Annotated in this window: 21 protein-coding genes; 12 read left to right on the forward strand and 9 right to left on the reverse strand. The window is 72.6% G+C overall.

From position 1 onward, the window contains the following. Window positions 1-39 precede the first annotated feature (39 nt). The 3 genes from D3273_RS01515 to D3273_RS01525 form a co-directional block, all read right to left on the reverse strand. Window positions 40-1,371 carry an ATP-binding protein gene (locus D3273_RS01515; protein ID WP_129222815.1) on the reverse strand — a complete coding sequence of 444 codons (1,332 nt, stop codon included), beginning with the start codon at window positions 1,369-1,371 and terminating at the stop codon, window positions 40-42. A 21-nt stretch (window positions 1,372-1,392) separates the two neighbouring features. Continuing rightward, window positions 1,393-2,052, reverse strand: a complete 660-nt coding sequence (locus tag D3273_RS01520) for a response regulator (RefSeq protein WP_129222816.1) — start codon at window positions 2,050-2,052, stop codon at window positions 1,393-1,395. 160 nt (window positions 2,053-2,212) lie between these two features. After that, window positions 2,213-3,037, reverse strand: a complete 825-nt coding sequence (locus D3273_RS01525) for a MurR/RpiR family transcriptional regulator (RefSeq protein ID WP_129222817.1) — start codon at window positions 3,035-3,037, stop codon at window positions 2,213-2,215. A gap of 173 nt (window positions 3,038-3,210) precedes the next feature. Here D3273_RS01525 and metX point away from each other — a divergent pair, with 173 nt between their 5' ends. Next, window positions 3,211-4,404 carry a homoserine O-acetyltransferase MetX gene (gene metX, locus D3273_RS01530; RefSeq protein ID WP_129222818.1) on the forward strand — a complete coding sequence of 398 codons (1,194 nt, stop codon included), beginning with the start codon at window positions 3,211-3,213 and terminating at the stop codon, window positions 4,402-4,404. 11 nt (window positions 4,405-4,415) lie between these two features. Beyond that, window positions 4,416-5,060, forward strand: coding sequence for a methionine biosynthesis protein MetW (gene metW, locus D3273_RS01535; RefSeq protein ID WP_428977748.1), 645 nt, complete (start codon window positions 4,416-4,418; stop codon window positions 5,058-5,060). Between the two features lie 60 nt (window positions 5,061-5,120). On the opposite strand, the gene D3273_RS01540 is transcribed toward metW, so the two are convergent. Beyond that, on the reverse strand, window positions 5,121-5,705 hold the full coding sequence (locus D3273_RS01540) for a DUF4142 domain-containing protein (protein ID WP_129222819.1): 585 nt from the start codon (window positions 5,703-5,705) through the stop codon (window positions 5,121-5,123). A 201-nt stretch (window positions 5,706-5,906) separates the two neighbouring features. Here D3273_RS01540 and D3273_RS01545 point away from each other — a divergent pair, with 201 nt between their 5' ends. The 8 genes from D3273_RS01545 to D3273_RS01580 all read left to right on the forward strand — a co-directional run bounded on the left by D3273_RS01545 (window position 5,907) and on the right by D3273_RS01580 (window position 14,466). Beyond that, window positions 5,907-6,701, forward strand: a complete 795-nt coding sequence (locus D3273_RS01545; RefSeq protein ID WP_129222820.1) for a (Fe-S)-binding protein — start codon at window positions 5,907-5,909, stop codon at window positions 6,699-6,701. 103 nt (window positions 6,702-6,804) lie between these two features. Further along, a complete protein-coding gene (locus tag D3273_RS01550; protein ID WP_129222821.1) occupies window positions 6,805-8,244 on the forward strand; it encodes a lactate utilization protein B in 1,440 nt (479 codons plus the stop codon). Beyond that, window positions 8,241-8,930 carry a LutC/YkgG family protein gene (locus D3273_RS01555; protein WP_245500929.1) on the forward strand — a complete coding sequence of 230 codons (690 nt, stop codon included), beginning with the start codon at window positions 8,241-8,243 and terminating at the stop codon, window positions 8,928-8,930. The genes D3273_RS01550 and D3273_RS01555 overlap by 4 nt, the downstream gene beginning before the upstream one ends. Window positions 8,931-9,016: 86 nt before the next feature. Beyond that, window positions 9,017-9,712 (forward strand): hypothetical protein, encoded by a 696-nt coding sequence (locus D3273_RS01560; protein ID WP_129222823.1) that lies wholly within the window; start codon window positions 9,017-9,019, stop codon window positions 9,710-9,712. 251 nt (window positions 9,713-9,963) lie between these two features. Next, complete coding sequence (locus D3273_RS01565) at window positions 9,964-11,571, forward strand: L,D-transpeptidase family protein (protein WP_129222824.1); 1,608 nt, start codon at window positions 9,964-9,966, stop codon at window positions 11,569-11,571. A gap of 79 nt (window positions 11,572-11,650) precedes the next feature. Then, entirely contained in the window at window positions 11,651-12,256 is a 606-nt protein-coding gene (locus tag D3273_RS01570) for a TVP38/TMEM64 family protein (protein ID WP_129222825.1), read from the forward strand. A 135-nt stretch (window positions 12,257-12,391) separates the two neighbouring features. Further along, a complete protein-coding gene (gene cobO / locus D3273_RS01575; RefSeq protein WP_129222826.1) occupies window positions 12,392-13,000 on the forward strand; it encodes a cob(I)yrinic acid a,c-diamide adenosyltransferase in 609 nt (202 codons plus the stop codon). Window positions 13,001-13,029: 29 nt separating this feature from the next. After that, window positions 13,030-14,466 carry a cobyric acid synthase gene (locus tag D3273_RS01580; RefSeq protein ID WP_129223035.1) on the forward strand — a complete coding sequence of 479 codons (1,437 nt, stop codon included), beginning with the start codon at window positions 13,030-13,032 and terminating at the stop codon, window positions 14,464-14,466. Here the strand turns inward: D3273_RS01580 and cbiB are convergent. Beyond that, window positions 14,450-15,427: an adenosylcobinamide-phosphate synthase CbiB gene (cbiB, locus tag D3273_RS01585; RefSeq protein WP_129222827.1), complete on the reverse strand. Its 978-nt coding sequence runs from the start codon at window positions 15,425-15,427 to the stop codon at window positions 14,450-14,452. The genes D3273_RS01580 and cbiB overlap by 17 nt on opposite strands. Between cbiB and cobD the strand changes: the two genes are divergently transcribed. After that, complete coding sequence (gene cobD, locus D3273_RS01590; RefSeq protein WP_245500930.1) at window positions 15,411-16,484, forward strand: threonine-phosphate decarboxylase CobD; 1,074 nt, start codon at window positions 15,411-15,413, stop codon at window positions 16,482-16,484. The two genes, cbiB and cobD, sit on opposite strands and share 17 nt — an antisense overlap. 872 nt (window positions 16,485-17,356) lie before the next feature. Here the strand turns inward: cobD and D3273_RS01595 are convergent. Continuing rightward, the gene (locus D3273_RS01595) at window positions 17,357-17,710 is read right to left on the reverse strand and encodes an ArsR/SmtB family transcription factor (RefSeq protein ID WP_129222829.1); all 354 of its coding nucleotides are present in this window, start codon (window positions 17,708-17,710) and stop codon (window positions 17,357-17,359) included. Between the two features lie 74 nt (window positions 17,711-17,784). Between D3273_RS01595 and D3273_RS01600 the strand changes: the two genes are divergently transcribed. Further along, entirely contained in the window at window positions 17,785-18,876 is a 1,092-nt protein-coding gene (locus tag D3273_RS01600; protein ID WP_129222830.1) for an NADH:flavin oxidoreductase/NADH oxidase, read from the forward strand. A 45-nt stretch (window positions 18,877-18,921) separates the two neighbouring features. On the opposite strand, the gene D3273_RS01605 is transcribed toward D3273_RS01600, so the two are convergent. Genes D3273_RS01605 through greA form a run of 3 tightly spaced genes read right to left on the reverse strand, consistent with a single transcriptional unit; the run spans window position 18,922 to window position 20,988 of the window. Further along, window positions 18,922-19,926, reverse strand: a complete 1,005-nt coding sequence (locus D3273_RS01605) for a mitochondrial fission ELM1 family protein (RefSeq protein ID WP_129222831.1) — start codon at window positions 19,924-19,926, stop codon at window positions 18,922-18,924. Between the two features lie 20 nt (window positions 19,927-19,946). Continuing rightward, a complete protein-coding gene (locus D3273_RS01610) occupies window positions 19,947-20,501 on the reverse strand; it encodes a hypothetical protein (RefSeq protein ID WP_129222832.1) in 555 nt (184 codons plus the stop codon). Between the two features lie 13 nt (window positions 20,502-20,514). Then, window positions 20,515-20,988: a transcription elongation factor GreA gene (gene greA / locus D3273_RS01615; protein ID WP_129222833.1), complete on the reverse strand. Its 474-nt coding sequence runs from the start codon at window positions 20,986-20,988 to the stop codon at window positions 20,515-20,517. Between the last annotated feature and the right edge of the window lie 149 nt (window positions 20,989-21,137).

The following is a 21,137-nucleotide window of genomic DNA, read 5'->3' on the forward strand; positions in this document are numbered from 1 at the left end:
GTGCCGGACGGCGCGACCCTGCACGGATCGCGCCACGGATCAAGCGCGCGGGGCCGCCCTGGGGACCGCCGGGCCCGTCACGGTCGCCACGAGGCCGCCGCTCGACCGGTTGCGCAGGGTGAGCGCCAAGCCGTGGCGGCGCGCGATGGCGCGGCAGATGGCGAGGCCGAGCCCCGTCCCCTCCGCCACGAGCCCCGGCGCGCGGAAGAACCGGTCGAAGACGCGCGGCAGGAGCTCGTCCGGGATGCCGCCGCCCGTGTCGGCCACCTCGACGACGACCCGGCCCTCGTCGATCCGCACGCCGACGTCGACGACGCCGCCCGCCGGCGTGTAGCGCACGGCGTTCTCGATGAGGTTCGACACGAGGAGGTGGAAGTCGCGCTCGACGCCGTTCAGCCGGGCGGGCTCGGAGCAGACGAGGCCGAGGTCGACCCGCCGGGTTTCGGCCAGCGTGACGAGGTCGGCCATGCATTCGACGACCAGCTCGGACATGTCGATGGCGCGGCTCTCGCTCGGCCGCTCGCCCGACTCGTAGCGCGCCATGCGCAGGAGCTGGTCCACCAGCGCGGACGCCCTCCCGGCGCCGCGCGCCAGCTCCGGCAGCGCGGTGTCAAGCTCGGCGCGGTCGGCCTGGAGGAGATCGATCTGCAGGCGCAGCGCCGTCAAGGGCGTGCGCAGCTCGTGGGCGGCGTCCGACAGGAACTGCTTCTGCTGGTCGAGGCTCAGGCGCCACCGCCCGATCAGGGCGTTCATGGCCTCGACGAGCCTGGAGAATTCCGCGGGCACGCGGTCGAGGTCGATCGGCGTGTGGCTTTCGACGCCCCGCGCCGCGATGGCGCCGGCGAGCCGCGACAGGCTGTTCAGCATCTGGCCGAGTCCCCAGCCGACCACGAGCCACCCGAGCGGGATGGTTACCAGGATGGGCAGCGAAGCTTCGAGCGCCGCCGTGCGGGCCAGCTGCCGGCGGGGGCTGGCGCGCTGCGACACCTGGACGGTGTTCGACCCCTGCGCCCTGAGATAGCTGCGCCAGCGGTCGGGGCCGAGGCGGACGTCCGCGAAGCCGAGCGAGGGCGGCGCCGGGAGGGCGAGGGCGGCGTCCGACGTGTAGACGATCGCGCCGGCGGGGTCGCGCACCTGGATGACGATCTCGTGGTCGTCGTCGACGTGGCCGCGCGGCGAATCCGCCGACAGGTTGGGCCCGGCGTAGAAGGCGATGACGCGCAGTTCCTCGTCGAGCAGGCGGTCCGCATCCGACATGTCGATGCGGTAGGCGATGGCGGCGGCGGCGAGGCCGATCACCGTCAGCCCCAGCGTCATCCAGAACAGCGCGGCGCGGCGCACCGACGTGCCGCCCGCGCGTTCAAGCTCCATCGCGGCCGCCGGCGCCCGCCGTCACGCGCGCAGCACCATCCAGCCGGCGCCGCGGACGTTGTGGATGATGTCCTTGTCGAAGCGCTTGCGCAGCGAATGGATCAGCACGTCGAGGGCGTTGCTTTCCACCTCCTCGCCCCAGCCGTAGAGCCTTTCCTCGAGTTGGGCGCGCGACAGGATGATGCCGGGCCGCTCGAGCAGCGCCCGCATCAGGGCGAATTCGCGCGCCGACAGCACGCGGCTCTGTTCGCGGTAGGTCAGCTCGTGGGTGGCGAGGTCGAGCGTCGTGGCGCCCGTCTGCAGCATGGAGCGGGCGATGCCGGAGCGCCGCCGCAGCACGGCCCGCATGCGCGCCACCAGTTCGCGCATGTCGAAGGGCTTGACCATGTAGTCGTCGGCGCCGAGGTCGAGGCCCGAGATGCGGTCGTCGATGTCGTCGCGCGCGGTGATCACCAGGATCGGCGCCTTGTTGCCGGACTGGCGCGTCGCGCGCAGCACGTCGATGCCGTTCTTGTCGGGCAGGTTGAGGTCGAGCAGCACGGCCGAATAATCGTTGGTGGTCAGCGCTTCCTCGCCTTCCACGCCGCTGCGCGTCCAGTCGACGACCATGCTCTCGTTCTGCAGCGCCTGCTTCAGGCTCTTGCCGATCATGAGGTCGTCTTCGATGAGGAGCACCCGCATGGGACCGGTCCGGCTGGGCGGGCCGCCACCACGCGCGTGGACGGCCCGACGTTGGCGTGCCGCCGTTGAAGCGCCCGGGGGCGCGGGCGTCAAGGGCGGCGCGCGGCGCACCGGGGGCGGCGCGCCGGGAAGCGGTGCGGTGTCGGGTCGCCCCGGCGGCTCAGGGCGCCGCCCGACGCTGCCCCACCGCCACCGCCAGCGTCATGGCCAGCGCGAAGGTGCCCGACACGGCGCGGAAGTCGCCGAAATCGGCCTCCGCCACCTCCAGCCAGGCGCGGGCGCTGCCGACGAGCGGCGAAAAGGGGGAATCGGTGATCGCCACGACGGGCAGGCGCTGCGCCAGCCGTTCCGCGATCTCGACGGTGGACGGCGTGTAGGGGGCGAAGCTGACGGCGAGCAGCGCGTCCTCGGGCCGGGCGAAGGCCACCTGGTCGGGGCCGAGCGCCCCCACGTTGTCGACCAGCACCGACCGGATGTTCAGCTTGGCGAACGCGTAGGCGAGGTAGGCCGCCACCGCGAAGGTGCGGCGCTGCCCGAGGATGTACACCGTGTCGGCGCCGGCCAGCACGTCGACGGCGCGGCCCAGCGCTTCCCCGCTGACGCGCTCCCGCAGCCGCTCCAGCGACAGCGCGGCGCTTTCGCAGAACCCGGCCAGCAGCGCTTCCGGCCTCGCGTCGCTGCCCGGCGACAGGGCCTTGAGCCGGTCCTCGTAGTCGGGCCAGCGGTTGCGCAGCAGCGCGCGGAACACGGTCTGGAGGTCGGAAAACCCCCCGTAGCCCAGCGCCTGGGCGAAGCGCACCAGCGTCGAGGGCTGCACCCCGGCGAGGTCGGCCACCGCCGCGACGGTGCCGAACGCCATCTCGTCAGGGTTGTGGAGCGCGAAATCAGCCACCTGGGCGAGGCGCTTGGGCAGGCCCGCGCGCCGCTCGAGGAGCAGGTCGCGCAGCGCCGCGAAGGAGCGCGGGGCGGGCTCGGCGCCGCTCATGGGGGCGAAGCCGCGCGGCGGGCGGGGGCGGTCGGCTCGGGACGTAGGCGCATCGCGCCATCTGGGGTGGCCGCCGCCGGCCGGTCAAGCCGGGCACGCTTGACGGGGTCGGGACGAAAATCCCATAAAGCGGACGCAACGTTCGACAGACAGAACGCGACCGGGACGACATCGTGGCGACACTCGCAGCCAGACCCCTGCCCCACCGCGAAGCCGAGACGCCCACGAGCCTGGTCATGACGTTTGCGGCGGACCGTCCGCTGCAGCTCGATTCGGGCGCCGCCATCGCGCCGCTGACGGTCGCCTACCAGACCTACGGCACGCTGAACGCCGCCAAATCCAACGCCGTCCTGGTGTGCCACGCCCTCACGGGCGACCAGCACGTCGCCAACGTCCATCCCGTCACCGGCAAGCCCGGCTGGTGGGGCGCCATGGTGGGGCCGGGGCGCCCGATCGACACGGACCGCTTCTTCGTGATCTGTTCCAACGTGGTCGGCGGCTGCATGGGGACGACGGGGCCGGCCTCGGTCGACCCGGCGTCCGGCCGGGCCTACGGGCTCGACCTCCCGGTGATCACCATCCCCGACATGGTGCGGGCCCAGGCCATGCTGGTCGACGCGCTCGGCATCGACACGCTGTTCTGCGTCATCGGCGGCTCGATGGGCGGCATGCAGGTCCTGCAATGGGCGGCCGTGTATCCGGAGCGGGTGTTCTCCGCCGTGCCGATCGCGACGGCGGCCCGGCACTCGTCGCAGAACATCGCCTTCCACGAGGTCGGTCGGCAAGCCGTGATGGCCGACCCGGATTGGCGGGGCGGCCGCTACCTCGACGCCGACACGCGGCCCGAGAAGGGGCTGGGCGTGGCCCGCATGGCGGCGCACGTGACCTACCTGTCCGACCAGGCGCTGCACGCCAAGTTCGGCCGCCGGCTCCAGGACCGGGCGGCGCCCACCTTCACCTTCGACGCCGACTTCCAGGTGGAAAGCTACCTGCGCTACCAGGGGCGGAGCTTCGTCGAGCGCTTCGACGCCAATTCCTACCTCTACATGACCCGCGCCATGGACTATTTCGACCTCGCCGCCGACCACGGCGGCCGGCTCGCGGACGCGTTCCGGGGAACGCGCACCCGGTTCTGCGTCGCCTCCTTCACCTCCGACTGGCTGTTCCCGACGTCCGAGTCGCGGGCCGTCGTCCACGCCCTGAACGCCGGCGGCGCGTCCGTGTCCTTCGTCGAGATCGAGACCGACAAGGGCCACGACGCCTTCCTGCTCGACGTGCCCGACCTCATCACCACCTCGCGCGGCTTCATCGCCGCGGCGGCGCGGGCCCGCGGCCTCGACGCGCCCGCCGGGGAGCCCGCGCCGTGAGCCCCCCGCGCCTGTCCGGCCTCGACCCGACGGTCGAGCGCCGCCCGACCCGCCGCGAAGACGCCCGCAACGACCTGCGCCTCGTCGCCGAGATGGTGGAGCACGGGTCGCGCGTGCTCGACCTCGGCTGCGGCGACGGCTCGCTGCTCAGCCTCCTCGCCGACACCCGCGGCGTGGACGCGCGCGGGCTGGAGCTGTCGCAGGGCGGCGTCAACCTGTGCGTGGCCCGGGGCCTGCCGGTGATCCAGGGCGACGCCGACACCGACCTCGCCACCTATCCCGACGACGCCTTCGACTACGTCATCCTGTCGCAGACCCTGCAGGCGGTGCGGCGCCCCAGGGACGTGCTGGAGAACATGCTGCGCATCGGGCGACGCGCCATCGTGTCCTTCCCCAACTTCGCGCATTGGCGCGTGCGGCTGGAGCTGGGGCTGCGCGGGCGCATGCCCGTCACCGAAACGCTGCCGATCTCCTGGCACGAAACGCCCAACATCCATTTCTGCTCCATCCGCGACTTCCTGGACCTCGCGGACGAGATCGGCGCCACGATCGAGCGCGGGCTCGTGCTCGACCGCCGCGGACGGGTGATGAAGGACGGCGCGCCGGCGCGCTGGAACCTGTTCGGCGAGCAGGCGGTGTTCCTTCTGAAGCGCTGAGCGGGTCCGCGCGGGCCCGCCCGCGCGCCCCGCCGTCCTGCTCCACCGAGGGCCGGGGCGTCAGCCCAGGTGTTTCGCGATGTCGCCCAGGATCACCAAGTGTTCCTGGATGCGGCCCTTGGCGAGCTTGGCGATGTCGGTCTCGGCCGCGTCGTCGGCCACCTGCAGATACGCGTCCTGGATGCCGAGCAGCTTCCTGTGGCCGTCGACCTCGGCCTGGATGTAGGCCTTCTCGAACTCCGGCCCGGCCGCCATGTCGCGGAACCTCGCCACCGCGGCCCGGCCCTCGGCGTCGAGGTTGGCCTCGACCTCCGCGTCGGTCGGCGCCACCGTGGCGCCCGTCGGCTTCGCGCCGGGCATGGTCCGGCCTTTCAGCACGTCGGCGATGCCGTCCTGCTCGGCCGCCTCGAAGTCGGCGAACTGCCTGCCCATCGGGTGCTTCAGCTTGCCTTGGGCGATGCGGCTGATCATCAGCGACTGCGAGCCCGCCGCCAGCGTGTCCCTGATGTGGGTCCTCGCGGCATCGGACAGGGCGGGGGCCGGCATCGCCGACGCGGCGGCCGGGGCGGACGACTGGGCCCGGACGGCGCCGCCGGCGAGCGTGGCGCCGGCGGCGAGGCCGGCCAGAAGGGTACGGCGTTGCATGGTGTTCCTCCGCGCGGGGACGGCCCCGGGCTTCGACGGCGTCCGGGGCCCGAGACCGGGCAATGGCGTCAGGCGGGCGGAGGTTGCCGCCGCCGGCGTCGCCGACGTCGCAACCCGCCCCCGCCGGGCCCCCGCTCATTGCGCAGCGCGGGTCCCGCCTCTACATCGGAGCTGTTCCAGGGACGGGGAGGCGCGAGGCGTTTGGACGGACGAGCGGCGGCATCGCGCAAGCCCCTTCGGCGGGATGTCCGCGTCGGGCTCTTCGTCACCTGCCTGGTGGACCTGTTCCGCCCTTCGGTCGGGTTTGCGGCCGTCAAGCTGCTGCAGGACGCGGGCTGCATCGTGGAAGTGCCCACGCAGACCTGCTGCGGACAGCCCGCCTATAATTCCGGGGACCGCGCCACCACGGCCACCATCGCCGCCCAGGTGATCGACGCCTTCGCGGGCTTCGAGCACGTCGTGGCGCCGTCGGGATCCTGCGCGGCGATGATCAAGCGCCACTATCCGGAGCTCTTCGCCGACGACCCCGAGATGCTGCGGCGCGCCGAGGAGCTGGCCGCGCGCACCCACGAGCTCGTGTCCTTCCTGGCCGACGTCATGGGGGTCGAGCGCGTCGACGCCGCCTTCGACGGCACCGTCACCTACCACGACGGCTGCTCGGGGCTGCGCGAGCTCGGCGTCCGCGACCAGCCGCGGCGCCTGCTCGGCACCGTGCGGGGCCTCGACCTCGTGGAATCGGCCAACACCGACGTGTGCTGCGGCTTCGGCGGCACCTTCGCGGTGAAATACGGCGAGCTGTCGAACTCCATCGTCGAGCGCAAGGTCGGCACCGTGGTGGGCAGCGGCGCCCGCACGCTCGTGGCGGGCGACCTCGGCTGCCTGATGAACATCGCCGGCAAGCTCAGCCGCATGGGCTCGCACGTCGAGGTGCGCCACGTCGCGGAGATCCTCGCCGGGGACACCGAGGCGGCGCCGATCGGGTCGCCGACCCGATGAGCGCGCCCTTCGGCCGACCGCCGCGGCCCGGGCGCGCCGCCCCGATGCCCCCATCGCGGCGGGTCCCCCGCGCGCGCGCCGTCCTCCAGACCCGGATGCTGCCATGACGATCCACCCGACGTCCCCGCAGTTCAAGGAGAACGCCCACGCGGCGCTCGGGGATCGCGAGCTGCAGCGCGCCCTCGGCCACGTGCGCCAGGCCTTCATCGCCAAGCGCGCCGCCGCGGCCGAAGCCCTGCCCGAGTTCGAAGCGCTGCGCGACAGCGCGCGGGACATCAAAGCCCACACGCTGAAGCACCTCGACCTCTACATCGAGGCCTGGGAGGAGAAGGTGACGGCGGCGGGCGGCCACGTCCACTTCGCCCGCGACGCCGAAGAAGCGCGGAAGGCCGTGCTCGACATCTGCCGGCGCGTCGGCGCCCGCACGGTCACCAAGGGCAAGAGCATGATCTCCGAGGAGATCGGCCTCAACGCCGCCATCGAGGCCGCCGGCCTCGTCCCGGTCGAGACCGACCTCGGCGAATACATCGTGCAGCTCCGCGGCGAGGTGCCGAGCCACATCATCGCCCCCGCGGTCCACCTCACCCGCGACCAGGTCGAGGCCGACTTCCGCCGCCACCACGTCCACCTCGACGCCGACCGGGACATCTCCACCCACCACAGTCTGCAGGCCGAGGCCCGCGGGATCCTGCGGGAGCGCTTCCTCGCCGCGGACGTGGGCATCACGGGCGCGAACTTCCTCGTGGCCGAGACCGGCACCTCGGTGATCGTCACCAACGAGGGCAACGGCGACCTGACGCAGCTCCTGCCGCGCGTCCACGTCGTGCTGGCCTCGATCGAGAAGCTGGTGCCGACGCTGGAAGACGTGGGGCAGCTGCTGCGCGTGCTGGCGCGCTCCGCCACGGGCCAGGAGATGTCGGTCTACACGACGCTGTCGACGGGCCCGCGCCGCCCGGAGGACCCCGACGGGCCGGACGAATACCACGTCGTTCTGATCGACAACGGCCGCTCCTCGATGCTCGGCACGAGCTTCGAGGAGATGCTGCGCTGCATCCGCTGCGGCGCCTGCATGAACCATTGCCCGGTGTACCATTCGGTCGGCGGCCACGCCTACGGCTGGATCTACCCCGGCCCGATGGGCGCCGTCCTCACCCCCGCGCTGATCGGCGTCGAGACGGCCGGCCATCTGCCCAACGCGTCGACGTTCTGCGGGCGCTGCGAAAGCGTGTGCCCGGTGCGTATCCCCCTGCCCAAGCTGATGCGCCATTGGCGCGAACGCGAGTTCGAGCGCCACCTGCAGCCCGCGACGGTGCGGAGCGGGCTCACCTTCTGGGGCTGGTTCGCCACCCGGCCGAAGCTGTACCGCGCCGCGACCGGGCTCGCCATGCGGGCGCTTCACGTCGCGGGCGGCGCGCGGGGCCGCTTCGCGTCCCTGCCCTTCGCCAAGGGCTGGACGGACTTCCGCGACATGCCCGCCCCCCAGGGCGGCACCTTTCAAAGCCAATGGAAGGCCAAGCGCGGCCGGCCGGGGACCGCCGCGTGAGCGCCGCCGGGGACGGAAGCGCGCGCGACACGGTGCTGGGCACCGTCCGCCGCTCGCTGGGCGTCACGGGCCGCGAAGCCCCGCGGCGCGACGCCGTCGAGGCCCGCATCGCGCTCGCGCGGCCCGGCGTCGTCCCGGCGCGCGGCCAGCTCCCGGACGCCGAGCGCGTGGCGCTGTTCTGCGACAAGGCCGAGGCCGCCGCCGCCACGGTGGAGCGGGTGGCGACCGCCGCGGACGTGCCGGACGCGGTGGCGCGCTTCCTGCGGGACGCCAACCTGCCGGCGACGATCCGCATGGGATCCGACCCGGCGCTCCGATCCCTCCCCTGGCACGCCACGGCGCTCGACACCGCCGTGGGGCCCTCGGACGGCTCGGACATCAACGGACTCAGCTGGGCCTACGGCGCCGTGGCGGAAAGCGGCACGCTGGTGCTCCTGTCCGGGCAGGACAACCCGACGACGCTCAACTTCCTGCCCGACAACCACGTGGTGGTGGTGGCGGCGCGGGACGTCGCGGGCGACTATGAGGCCGTGCTGGCGCGCGTCCGCGAGCGCTACGGCAAAGGCCTCATGCCGCGGACGCTCAACTTCGTCACCGGGCCGTCCCGCTCGGCCGACATCGAGCAGACGCTGATCCTCGGCGCCCACGGGCCGCGCCGGCTGCACGTCGTGGTGGTCGAGGCCTGATTTACGCCGCGCCGCGCGAACGGATCGGCGCTTCGCGCGTTCACGGCTGAGCTGACGCTGTGGGCGGCGCGCGAGGAGTTACGGGCATGAGACTGACGCTTTCCGCCGGCATCGCGGCCCTCGGCCTGTTGACGGCGACCCCGTCCTTCGCCTGCGGCACCGGCAAGGTGCTGTTCTCCGACGACTTCAAGCAGGTGGACGCGTCCTGGGGTTTCGACAGCCCGGACGTCCAGGTCGAGGAAGGCAAGGTCAAGGTCAAGCCGCAGCCCGACATCTCGAACCTGCTCGTGTACAAGGCCATCCTGTTCAACGACGCCGATTACTGCCTGACCGTGCGGGTGCCGAACAAGCTCAGCGACAACGACAACACCATGGCGGGCCCGATCTTCTGGGCCAAGGACTACGACAACTACTATATGTTCATGGTCACGCCGAGCGGCTTCGCCGAGATCACCCGCAAGGTGAACGGCAAGTGGATCGACGTCGTGGAATGGAAGCAGAGCGCCGACATCAAGCGCGCCACCGGCTCGCAAAACCTGCTGGAGGTGAAGATGGACGGCGGCACGGTGTCGACCTTCATCAACGGCCAGCCCTTCGCCAGCGTGAAGGGGCAGGCGCCGGACGGCGGCGGGCAGATCGGCATGCGGGCGCAGTCCGAGAAGGACCAGACCGACACCTGGAAGTTCTCGCAGCTCCAGGTCACCGCGCTCGACAACGCCAAGCCCGCCGACGTGACGCCCAGCACGCCGGCGCCCGCCACGGTGGCGCCGAAGGCGCCCTGACCCCCCGAAGCTTCCCGTCCAGCGGGGGAAAGCCGGAGCCGGCATCGCGGCCGCGTCCCCTGTTGCGGCGGCGCAACATCGCGGCCGAAAGCGCGGATGACCCCGGGGGCCGGGCGCCCGGGCGTCGCGCGGGCCACGGATCCACCGCATTGTCGCACTAGCGAAAAGCATGGGCCGCAGCGGTCCCGGGGTCCCGTCCGGATCCTGGGTTCCCTCGCGTTCGGGCCCGCGTCGCGATGGGCAGGGATCGGATGACGGCTGAAACGAAGCGCAATCGGGTGTCGCGGGCGGCGCTCATCGCCGCCGTGGCGGGGTTGACGGCGGGCTTCGCCTCGGCCGCCCAGGCCCAGTCCTCGCCGCTGCTGGCCCCGACGCCGCTGGCCAACACGCCGGCCCCTGCGACGCCAGCCGCCGGTGCGCCGCCCGCCGCAGCCGCGGCCCCCGCCATCGCGCTGCCGGCGGTCCCCGCCGCGCCGCCCGTCGCGGCCTCGCTCCCGAAGGTGCCGGCCGCCACCCAGCCCGACGCTGCCGCCGCGGCCGGAACCGTGGTGTCGGCGCCTCCGGCCGCCGCAGCCGCAGCCCCGGCGTCGCCCACCCCGGCCGAAGCCTCGGCACCGACCGCCGCGCCGGCCCCCTTGACCCCCGTGGTGGTCGCCAAGAAGAAGCGCGTCGCCCCCCCGGCCCCGCCGCGCGAAACGGCGCTGTCGACCGATCCCGAGCCGACCTTGACGGCCGAAACCTTCTTCGCCACCGCCAAGGCGTCCGAGCGCTACGCATCCATCGCGGACGCCGGCGGCTGGCCCGAGATCGCCGGCCCCGTTTCGGCCGGCTCGCCCGGCAAGGCCATCTCGACGCTGCGCCTGCGCCTCGCCATCGAGGGCGATCTCGGCAAGGCCGAGGGCGGAGACCCCGCCGACCTGACGGCCGGCATGTTCTCGCAGAAGTGGGGCAACGACCTCGCCGCGGCCGTGAAGCGCTTCCAGGCGCGCCACGGCCTGAAGGACACGGGCGTCGTGGCGGGCGCCACGCTGAAGGCCATGAACGTGCCGGCCCGCACGCGCTTCACCGAGCTCGCGTCCTCGGCGCAGCGCTTGGCCGGCCGCAACATCTCCTTCGCGGACCGCTACGTGGTGGTGAACATCCCCTCGGCATCCGTCGAGGCGGTGGAGAACGGCAAGGTGGTCCACCGCTACGTGGCGGTGGTGGGCGGGCCCGAGCACGCGTCGCCGGAAGTCGACGCCAAGGTGCAGGCCATCAACCTCAACCCGACCTGGACGGTGCCGACCTCGATCATCAAGAACGAGATCATCCCGAAGATGCAGAAGGACTCCGGCTACCTCAGCCGGCAGCACATCCGCATCCTCGACGGCGCCGGCAACGTCATCAACGCCCGCTCGGTCGACTGGAACTCCCAGAAGGCCACCAACTACATCCTGCGGCAGGACTCCGGCACGTCGAACGCGCTGGGCAACATCCGCATCAACATGCCCAACAAATACGCCGTGTACATGCACGACACGCCGTCCAAGCGCTTCTTCGGCGGCGACTACCGGTTCCTGTCGCACGGCTGCGTGCGCGTCGAAGGCGTGTTCGACCTCGCCGCCTGGCTGCTCGAGGGGACGGGCGGTTCGCCGACCGGCACCTGGACCAAGGATGCCATGCTCGACCAGGTGAAGACCGGCGACCACGAGGACATCAAGCTGCCGAAGGCGGTGCCGGTGGCCTGGGTGTACCTGACCGGCTGGGCCGATCCTTCGGGCACGGTGCAGTTCCGCGACGACGTCTACGGCATCGACACGGTGGGCGCCAACGTCCAGGCCGCCGCCGACCCGGTCTCGACGGCGGCCAACAGGAACTGAGAAGGGGGCGCTCGGCCCCCGCACAGCTCCGACGTCGCGGGACGGCGCCCGTGACAGGCGAGGATCGAGAGCCGACATCGTGCTTCCGCTTCCCGTCGCCGATCCCGCCCTCGCCGAGGTCCTGACCGTCATCGGCCTGTTGACGTTGGGCGGCGTCGTGCCGGTGCCGCGCCCCGTGGTCTGCATCGGCGCCGGCGCGATGCTGGGCTGGTCCGCGCTGGTCCCGGCCATGATCGGCAGCGCATTCGGGGCGACGCTGGGTTTCGCGCTGGCCCGCCACGTCCTCGCGGGCCCGATCGGCCGCTTCGTGGCGCGGAAGCCCCGGGCCGAGGCCGTCCTGCGGGCGATCGAAGCCGAAGGCTGGCGCGTGCTCGGGCTCCTGCGGCTGGGGTCCCCGGTGCCCGGCCCCGTGATCGCCTTCGCCTGCGGGGTGTCCCGCATGGGGTTCGGCGAATACAGCGTCATCTCGCTCGTCGGCGTGCTGCCGCAGACCCTTCTGTTCGTGTATCTGGGCCGCACCGGCGGCGCGGCCTTGGCCGATCCGTCGGGCGCGGGCGGGGCGACCGCCGCCGTCGGCGTCGCGTTGACCGCGGTGGCGCTGTGGCGCTTGAAGGGCGCCGCAGGGCGGCACGCGGCGCGCCGGCCGGGGAATGCCGCCCGTGAGACCCGCGATCGAAGGCCCTGATCGCCGGCTTGAAGCCTCCGGCCGCCTGAACGGGCCCGTTGCGTCGGGCCGCGAATGCCGGGCGCGCGGTCGGCCCCGGCGAGGTCGTGGCGCGGGCGCCGTGACGGCGCGCCCGTTCCGGTCTATGCCGCCCCCATGACCGACGCCGAAGACGCCCTCCGCCACAAGCTCAAGATGGCCCACCGCAAGGCCGTGCAGGACGCCGAGGTGGCGTCGAAGCCCATCGCCGAGAAGGGGCTGCTGATGGTCAACACCGGACCCGGCAAGGGCAAGTCCACCGCCGCCTTCGGCCTCGCGCTGCGCGCGCTGGGGCACGGCTGGCCGGTGGGCGTGGTGCAGTTCATCAAGGGCGCGTGGGACACGGGCGAGCGCCGCCTGCTGGAAGGCTCGGAGCTCGTGCGCTGGCATTCCATGGGCGAGGGCTTCACCTGGGAAACGCAGGACCGCGACCGCGACGTCGCGGCCGCCGAGGCGGCGTGGGGCAAGGCGCGCGAGCTGATGGCCGACCCGGCCATCCGCCTCCTGGTGCTCGACGAGATCAACATCGCGCTGCGCTACGACTACCTGCGGCTCGGCGACGTGGTCGCCGCGCTGGAAGCGCGGCGGCCGGGCCTCCACGTCGTCGCGACGGGGCGCAACGCCAAGCCGGAGCTGATCGCCGCCGCCGACCTCGTCACCACCTTCGAGGCCACCAAGCACCACTTCGCCGCCGGCGTGAAGGCGCAGGCGGGGATCGAGTTTTGACCTCCCCGGCCCCCGCCGCCCGCGCCCTGATGCTGCAGGGCACGGGGTCGGACGTCGGCAAGTCGCTGGTCGTCGCCGGCCTCGCCCGCGCCTATGCGCGCCGCGGCCTGCGGGTGCGGCCGTTCAAGCCGCAGAACATGTCCAACAACGCCGCCGTGACGGCGGACGGCGGCGAGATCGGCCGCGCCCAAGCGCTGCAGGCCCGGGCGGCGGGCGTCGCCCCCACGGTCCACATGAACCCGGTGCTGTTGAAGCCGCAGAGCGAGGTGGGCTCCCAGGTGGTGGTGCGGGGGCGCGTCGTCGGCAACGCCCGCGCGCGGGAATACCAGGGCTGGAAGCCGCGGCTCATGGAAGCCGTGCAGGACAGCTTCGCGCGCCTGCGCGCCGAGGCCGACCTCGTGCTGGTGGAGGGCGCGGGCTCGCCGGCCGAGGTCAATCTCCGGCCGAACGACATCGCCAACATGGGCTTCGCGCGCCGCGCCGGCGTGCCGGTGGCGCTGATCGGCGACATCGACCGCGGCGGCGTCATCGCCCAGATCGTCGGCACGCGCGCCGTGATCGACCCCGAGGACGCCGCGATGGTGGTGGGCTTCCTCGTCAACAAGTTCCGCGGCGACCCGACGCTGTTCACGGACGGCATGGCGATCATCGCCGAGCGCAGCGGCTGGCCGGCGCTGGGGCTGATCCCGCATTTCGCCGAAGCGGCGCGGCTTCCCGCCGAGGACGCCGTGGCGCTCGGCGCCCCTCGCGCCCGCGGGACCGGGGTGCGGATCTGCGTGCCGGTGCTGCCGCGCATCTCCAACTTCGACGACCTCGACCCCCTGAAGCTGGAGCCGGGGGTCGACCTCGTGATGCTGCGCGCGGGCGAGCCCGTGCCGGTCTGCGACCTCGTGGTGCTGCCGGGCTCGAAGGCCACCATCCCCGACCTCGCGGCGCTGCGCCGCGAAGGGTGGGACATCGACATCCTGGCCCATGCGCGGCGGGGCGGGCGCGTGCTCGGGCTCTGCGGCGGATACCAGATGCTCGGCCGCCGCGTGTCCGACCCCGACGGGATCGAGGGGCCGCCCGGCGCCGTCGCCGGGCTCGGCCTGCTCGACGTCGAAACGGTGCTGACGGGCGCGAAGGTGCTGCGCCCCGTCACGGGACGCACGGTCGACGACGGCGTGCCCTTCGCGGGCTACGAGATGCATGTGGGCGCGACGACCGGCCCCGACCGCGCCCGGCCCCTGCTGCGCTTCGACGACGGCGCGGAAGACGGCGCCGTGTCGGCCGACGGGCGGGTGGGCGGCGCCTACGCGCACGGCTTCTTCGGGGACGACCGCCAGCGCGCCGCCTGGCTCCGCCGCCTCGGGGCCGCCCCCTCGGACCTCGCCTATGAGGCCGAGGTCGAGCGCGTGCTGGACCGCCTGGCCGACCACCTGGAACGCCACGTCGACCTCGACCGGCTGCTCAGCCTGGCACGGTGACCAGCGCGGCCAGCCCCGCCAGCACGGCGAACTGCACCCCGCAGGCCCAGCGGTACAGCTTGAGCGCGTGGCGGATGTCCGCCGCGCCCGCGTCGGGCCGCCCGTCGCCCATGAAGGCGTCCTCGACCGGCACGGCCCCGTAGACCCGCGGGCCGGCGAGCTTCAGCCCGAGCGCGCCCGCCACCGCGGCCTCGGGCCAGCCGGCGTTGGGCGAGCGGTGGCGGGACGCGTCGCGCCGGACCGCCCGCCACGCCCCCGCGGCCGAACCCCCGGCGAGCGGGCAGGCGAGGACGACCCACAGCGCGGCGAGGCGCGAACAAGGCAGGTTCACGAGGTCGTCGAAGCGCGCCGCCGCCCAGCCGAAGGCGGCGTAGCGCTCCGAGCGGTGGCCCACCATGCTGTCGGCCGTGTTGGCGGCCTTGTAGAGCGCGCAGCCCGGCAGCCCGCCCAGCGCCAGCCAGAAGGCCGGCGCCACGACGCCGTCCGAAAAATTCTCGGCGAGGCTCTCGATCGCGGCCCGCGCCACGCCGGCCTCGTCGAGCACCGCCGTGTCGCGCCCGACGATCCGGCCGACCGCCCGCCGCCCGGCCACCAGGCCGTCGCGTTCCAGCGCGACCGCCACGTCGCGGACGTGGTCGTGCAGGCTGCGCTGCGCCGGCAGGCTCGCCGCGATCGCGGCCAGAAGGAGGATGCCCGGCAGCGAGTGCCCGAACCCCCATTGCAGGGCCCACGCGACGGCAGCCGTCGCGCCGAGCAGGGCCGCGAGCGCCAGGGCGCCCGCGCTGCGGCGGCGGGCGAAGCCCCAGGCCGGGCGGTTCAGCCCGCGCTCCAGCGCGGCGAGCCAAGCTCCCATCCAGGTGACGGGGTGGCCCAGGGCGCGGTACAGCGAGGCGGGATAGCCGAAGGCGGCTTCGAGGCCGAGGGCGATGCAGCAGAGCGGGATAGTGGAGGACAGGAACATCGACACCGAGTCTGGGGAACGGGACCGCTTCACCTATCACGGCGGCGACCTCGGCGCGGCCCGCGCGGCCTTTCCCGACGCGCCGGCGCCCTGGATCGACCTGTCGACAGGCATCAACCCGGTGCCCTACCCCCTGCCCTCGCTCGACCCCGCCGCCTGGACGGGTCTGCCCGACGCCGGCGCGGCCCGCGCCCTGGAAGCCGCGGCGGCGAGGGCCTATGGCGCCGAGGCCGCCGGAACCGTGGCGGCCCCCGGCACGGAAGCGCTGATCCAATGGCTGCCGCGGCTGTTCCCGGCCCGGCGCGTCGGCGTGCTCGGCTTCACCTACGGCGACCATGCCCGCGCCTGGCAGGCCACGGGTGCGACGGTCGAGACGGTGGACACCCTCGCCGCCCTCGCGGGCTTCGACGCCGCCGTGGTGGTCAACCCCAACAACCCGGACGGGCGCCTCGTGGCACCGGCCGACCTCGCCGCGCTGGCGCGGCACGTCGGCCTGCTGGTGGTCGACGAAGCCTTCGCCGACGTCGTCGCGCCGTGTTGGAGCCATGCGCCCGCGCCGCCGCCGAACGCCGTCGTGCTGCGCTCCTTCGGCAAGTTCTACGGCCTCGCGGGGCTGCGGCTCGGCTTCGCGGTGGCACCGCCGGAGCGCGCCGCGGCGCTGCGGGCGGCGCTCGGTCCCTGGGCGGTGAGCGGCCCCGCGATCGCGGTCGGCCGGGCGGCCCTCGCCGACGACGCCTGGGCGGCCTCCGCCCGCGCCCGCCTCGCCCGCGACGCCGCGCGGCTCGACGGGCTGTTGACGGCGAGGGGCGCCACGGTGGTGGGCGGCACGTCGCTGTTCCGCTTGGCCGAGGTCGACGACGCGGACCCCTGGTTCCGCCGCCTCGCCGTCAGAGGAATTCTCACGCGCCCCTTCGCGGAGCACCCGCGGCGGCTGCGGTTCGGCCTGCCGGGGGACGAGGCGGCGTGGCACCGGCTGGACGACGCTCTGGGTCCTCTCGGAACGCCTGTCGGACCGGCGATGGGTCGAGGGCCGGCGGCGGCTGCCGGCTCGTTCTGAGCGCTTCCCGGGAGGGCGGCCGGGACGGGACTGCTATCGGCAGTTCGTTATGGGGACACCCAAAGCGAGATGCTCAGCACGTCCATGTCTGGGTTGGATCGTTTTGGATATGCCCGAAGGGGACCGCCGTGGCCGCACTTCGAAGGCTCGCCTGCCTCGGTTCGCTATGGGTATGCTCAAAATATCAGACGTTGAAGGAGCTGTCGATTTGATCGTATAAGCCTCCGATTGAGCGGGAGTTCTGCTATGGCCGAAATTCGGAGGGCTCGAAGAGCCTATCCATGGTACACAGGACTACTAGCCGGAGCGGTAGGCTACATCGCATATATCATTCTATGCTACGCACTGACAGGACCCATACTTCACTTCCTCGATTTTCACTTTCCATTCACATTCTTCTACCATCTCCATGAAGACGAGGCCGATGGTCCTATCGGTAATATCATGATGCTGGCGACAGGTATTTGGATACAAATACTTATCTTTTGGGTAACGTTTGCACCATTAGCATTATTGTCCGGCTTCCCGAGAGAATGGCTGTTTATACTGACGTTCCTCAATGAGTTTATGTTGTTGGTAATAATTCCGTCCATGGTACGAACTCTGTTCGGCCATTACTGACAAAGAAGCCTCGAGGGTCGACAACGGCGTCTGAGTAGTTGGTTTTGGGTATGCCCATATCAGACCGCATCCACCGGTCTCTTATGCCCCTCAGACATCGCCAACCAAAACAGACTTCTCATAATAGACCATCCTCAGCGCACCATCACAGCGTGTGGTCGCGATGGCCGAGGCCCGTCCATCCGTCCCCGTACTCCCCCGGTCCCCGTCACCGCTGGAGCCGACCTCGCGGGAAGGCGGCCGGCGCACGGTCACGATGCGGCGCTCCCGACACCGCCCTCCCGGTCTTCGACCGCACCGGCCGATCCGCCCAGCACGGCGGCGAGCAGGCCCGGGAAGGTCGCGTCGACCTCGGCGCGGGACAGCGTGTTCAGGTGCGTGGTGCCCAGGCCGCGCGTCCGCACCAGCCCGGCCTCGCGCAGCACGCGGAAATGATGGGACATCGTGGATTTCGCCCGGCCCCCGTCGAGCGCCGCGCAGCTGCTTTCCCCGTCGCGCGCGAGCTGGCGCACGATGCCGAGCCGCACCGGGTCGCCCAGCGCATGCAGCACGCGCTCCAGCCTCAAGGGCTCCGGCGGCACCCGCTCCCCCTTCGCCACCGACATTTCCGCCCGCCCTCCCCCTTGCCTTTGTTCGATGGATGACGAACTAAGGCCGATCACCCCTCGCCGAGGTCACGATGGCTCGCCTGTTCGATCCCTATACCCTGAAGTCCACCACCCTGCGCAACCGCATCGCGGTGTCGCCCATGTGCCAGTACATGGCCCGCGACGGCGCCATCAACGCATGGCACCAAGCCCATTACGCGTCGCTGGCGCGCGGCGGCGCGGGCCTCGTGGTCGTCGAGGCCACCGCGGTGGCGCCGGAAGGCCGCATCACCTGGGGCGACCTCGGCCTGTGGAACGATGCCCAGGCGGACGCGCTGCGCCCCGTGGTGGCCGCCATCCGGGACGGGGGCGCCGTGCCCGGCATCCAGATCGCCCATGCGGGCCGCAAGGCCTCGGCCAACCGCCCCTGGGAGGGCGACGACCACATCGCCGAGGGCGAGGAGAACGCCTGGACCACCATCGCGCCGTCGCCGCTGGCTTTCGGCGGCGGCCTCGGGCGGGTGCCGCGCGAGATGAGCCTCGACGACATCGCGCGCGTGCAGGCCGACACCGTCGCGGCGGTGGTCCGGGCCCGGGACGTCGGGTTCGAATGGCTGGAGCTCCACATGGCGCACGGCTACCTGGCGCAGAACTTCTTCTCGCCGCTCTCGAACCATCGCACCGACGCTTACGGCGGCTCGGCCGAGAACCGCGCGCGCTTCCTGTTCGAAACGCTCGTCGCGGTGCGCAAGGTGTGGCCGCAGGACAGGCCCCTCACGGTGCGGCTCGGCGTCGTCGAGTTCGACGGCAACGACGCGATGGTCGACGACTCCATCGCGCTGCTGCGGCGCATGAAGGACGAGGGGCTCGACTTCGTCGACGTGTCGATCGGCTTCAACACGCCGGATGCGAACATCCCCTGGGCACCGAACTTCATGGCCGACACCGCCGGCCGCGTGCTGCGCGAAACGGGGCTGCCGGGCACGACGAGCTGGTACATCTCCAAGCCCGACGAGGCCGACGCACTCGTCCAGGCCGGCAAGATCGACCTGGTGATGCTGGGCCGGCCGCTGCTGGCGGACCCGCACTGGCCCTACATGGCCGCCAAGGCGCTCGGCGTGGAGAACCCGGCCTGGGCGACCCTGCCGCCGCCCTACGCCCACTGGCTCGCGCGCTATCGCTGAGGGCGATGCTCCCCCCGCGCCGGCTCGGCGCGCGGGGAGCCGCGCTCATCGCCGCGCGCGGAACGCCCGGTAGCGCTCGGCGATCGCGGCGGCGGTGACGGGCGCCGAGTCGATCGGCGCGTAGCTCCAGCTCTGCAGCCGCCCGGTCCAGCGCCGCACCGCGCCCACCTCCGTCAGCCGGTCGAGGTAGCGCGTCACCTTGGGGTGGCCGCCGGACGGCTCGTAGACGTGGACGGGGACGCCCGTCGCGGTCGCCTCGCCCACCATGTTGGCGCTGTCGCCCGTGACGAGGATCGCCGAGGCGTGGGCGAGGATCTGCGCATACGGGTTCTCGCCCGTCCCGTCCCACACGAAGGCGCGCCCTTGCGCGAGGGCCGGCGCCAGCGCGGCGCGGATGGCCGCCACGGCTCCGGGCGGCGTGCGGCGCGACGGCGTCACCATCAGGCTCGCGCCGGTCGCGGCGATCGTGCCGGCGATCTCCGCCAAGTTGGCGATGTCGGCCGCAGAAAAGTCGTGGTTCACGCCCTTGCCGCCCAGCACCATGGCGACGCGCGGATGCGGCAGCGGCGCGATGCGGGGATCGGGCTCGGCCCTGGCGCGGGCGAAGACGTCCGGCCGCAGCCGATGCGCGGGCGTCAGCGTCACGATCACGTTGTCGCCGCGCAGCTTGTCGTGCTCGGGGATCCAGATCACGTCGGCGGTGCCGGTCCCCGTGTAGGGGTCCTTGACGAAAACAGTGAAGCTGCGACCGCCCGATGCCGCCTTGATCCGGCGGAGGTAGGGCACCGTGCGGCGCCCCGCCGCGAAGACGATGTCGGGAAAGGGCGGCGCGATGGGGCTGCCGTCCCGTCCCGGCGCTTCGCGCGGGTCGACCGGCCCCCAGGGCGTCGCCCAGGACCAGGGCGCGCGCGGCGCGATGAGGCGGCGCGGGGGCGCGAGGCCCAGCGCGTCGGCGATGCCGAAGCACTGGACCTCGTCGCCGATCTTGCCGTCGCTGAGCACCCAGGCGGTGGTGCCGGGCGGAAGCAGCGGCGGCTCGGCGGCGAGCACGGCGTCCGCGGGTCCCGTGGTCAGATCCCCATCTCCCGGCGAAGCCAATAGGCGAGCTGGTAGGAGATGGAGTCGATGCGCCTCCGGTCGATGTCCGGCAGGTACCAGGCCCCGCTGTAGCTCGGGTCCAGCGTCGTGTAGATCGGCGTCTGGGACAGCACGCGGCCCCCCGACGACACTAGGCCGACGCCGTCGATGTTGTCGGGGCCGATGCCCTGCCCGCTGCCAGCACGCCCGCCGGTGTACAAGCCGAGGTAGAGCGAGTTCACGCGCACCAGCAGCGCGGCACCCCGGCTCCCCCCGCCCATGAGATCCGCGAAGACGACCCGCAGCTGGCGGTCGAGGTCGCGCTGCAGGATCTGGGCGCCGACCGGATTGCCGAGCCGGGCGATGCGCGACGTGTCGGCCGAAACCGTGCCGAAGCGCAGCCCGGCCGGCACGGCCGCGGGCGCGTCGAAGGGCGACGGTCCGAACTGCGCGGCGGCGGGCGCCGACCGGGCGAGCGGCAGGGCGGCGCCCGCCGCCGCCGAGGCCAGGAAGCCCAGGGCGGCGCGGCGCGTGGGGAGGAGCGTCATGGGTGGGGCGCGATCAGCGGAACGCCACGTCGAGCAGTTCGTAGCTCTTGCCGCCGCCGGGCGTGTTCACCTCGACGCTGTCGCCGGTCTTCTTGCCGATGAGGGCGCGGGCGGTGGGCGAGGTGATCGACACCTTGCCGGACTTCACGTCCGCCTCGCTTTCGCCGACGATCTGGAACACCTTCTTCTCCTCGGTGTCCTCGTCGACCAGCGTCACCGTGGCGCCGAACTTCACCGTCCCGCCGGACAGCTTGGTCACGTCGATGACTTCGGCGCGCGACAGCTTGTCCTCGAGCTCGGCGATCCGGCCCTCGTTCAGCGACTGCGATTCCTTGGCGGCGTGGTATTCGGCGTTCTCGGACAGGTCGCCGTGGGAGCGCGCCTCCGCGATCGCCTGGATGATGCGCGGACGCTCCTCCTGCTGGCGCATCTTCAGCTCGGCCTCCAGCGCGGAATAGCCCGCGACGGTCATCGGCACTCTGTCCATCTCGTTCACTCTCAACGGTGCATCGCGGGCCGGCGCCCGCGAGGACGGCATGGGGATCGAGCCGGCCGGCGCGCCCACGGCGCGCCCGGTGCGGGCGGCGGGAGGCCGGCTCGACGGCTGTTCAGGATGATGCGGGCGCGAAGCCTCGT

The sequence above is a fragment of the Lichenibacterium minor genome (assembly GCF_004137685.1).
In the GTDB taxonomy this organism is placed as follows: Bacteria; Pseudomonadota; Alphaproteobacteria; order Rhizobiales; family Beijerinckiaceae; genus Lichenihabitans; species Lichenihabitans minor.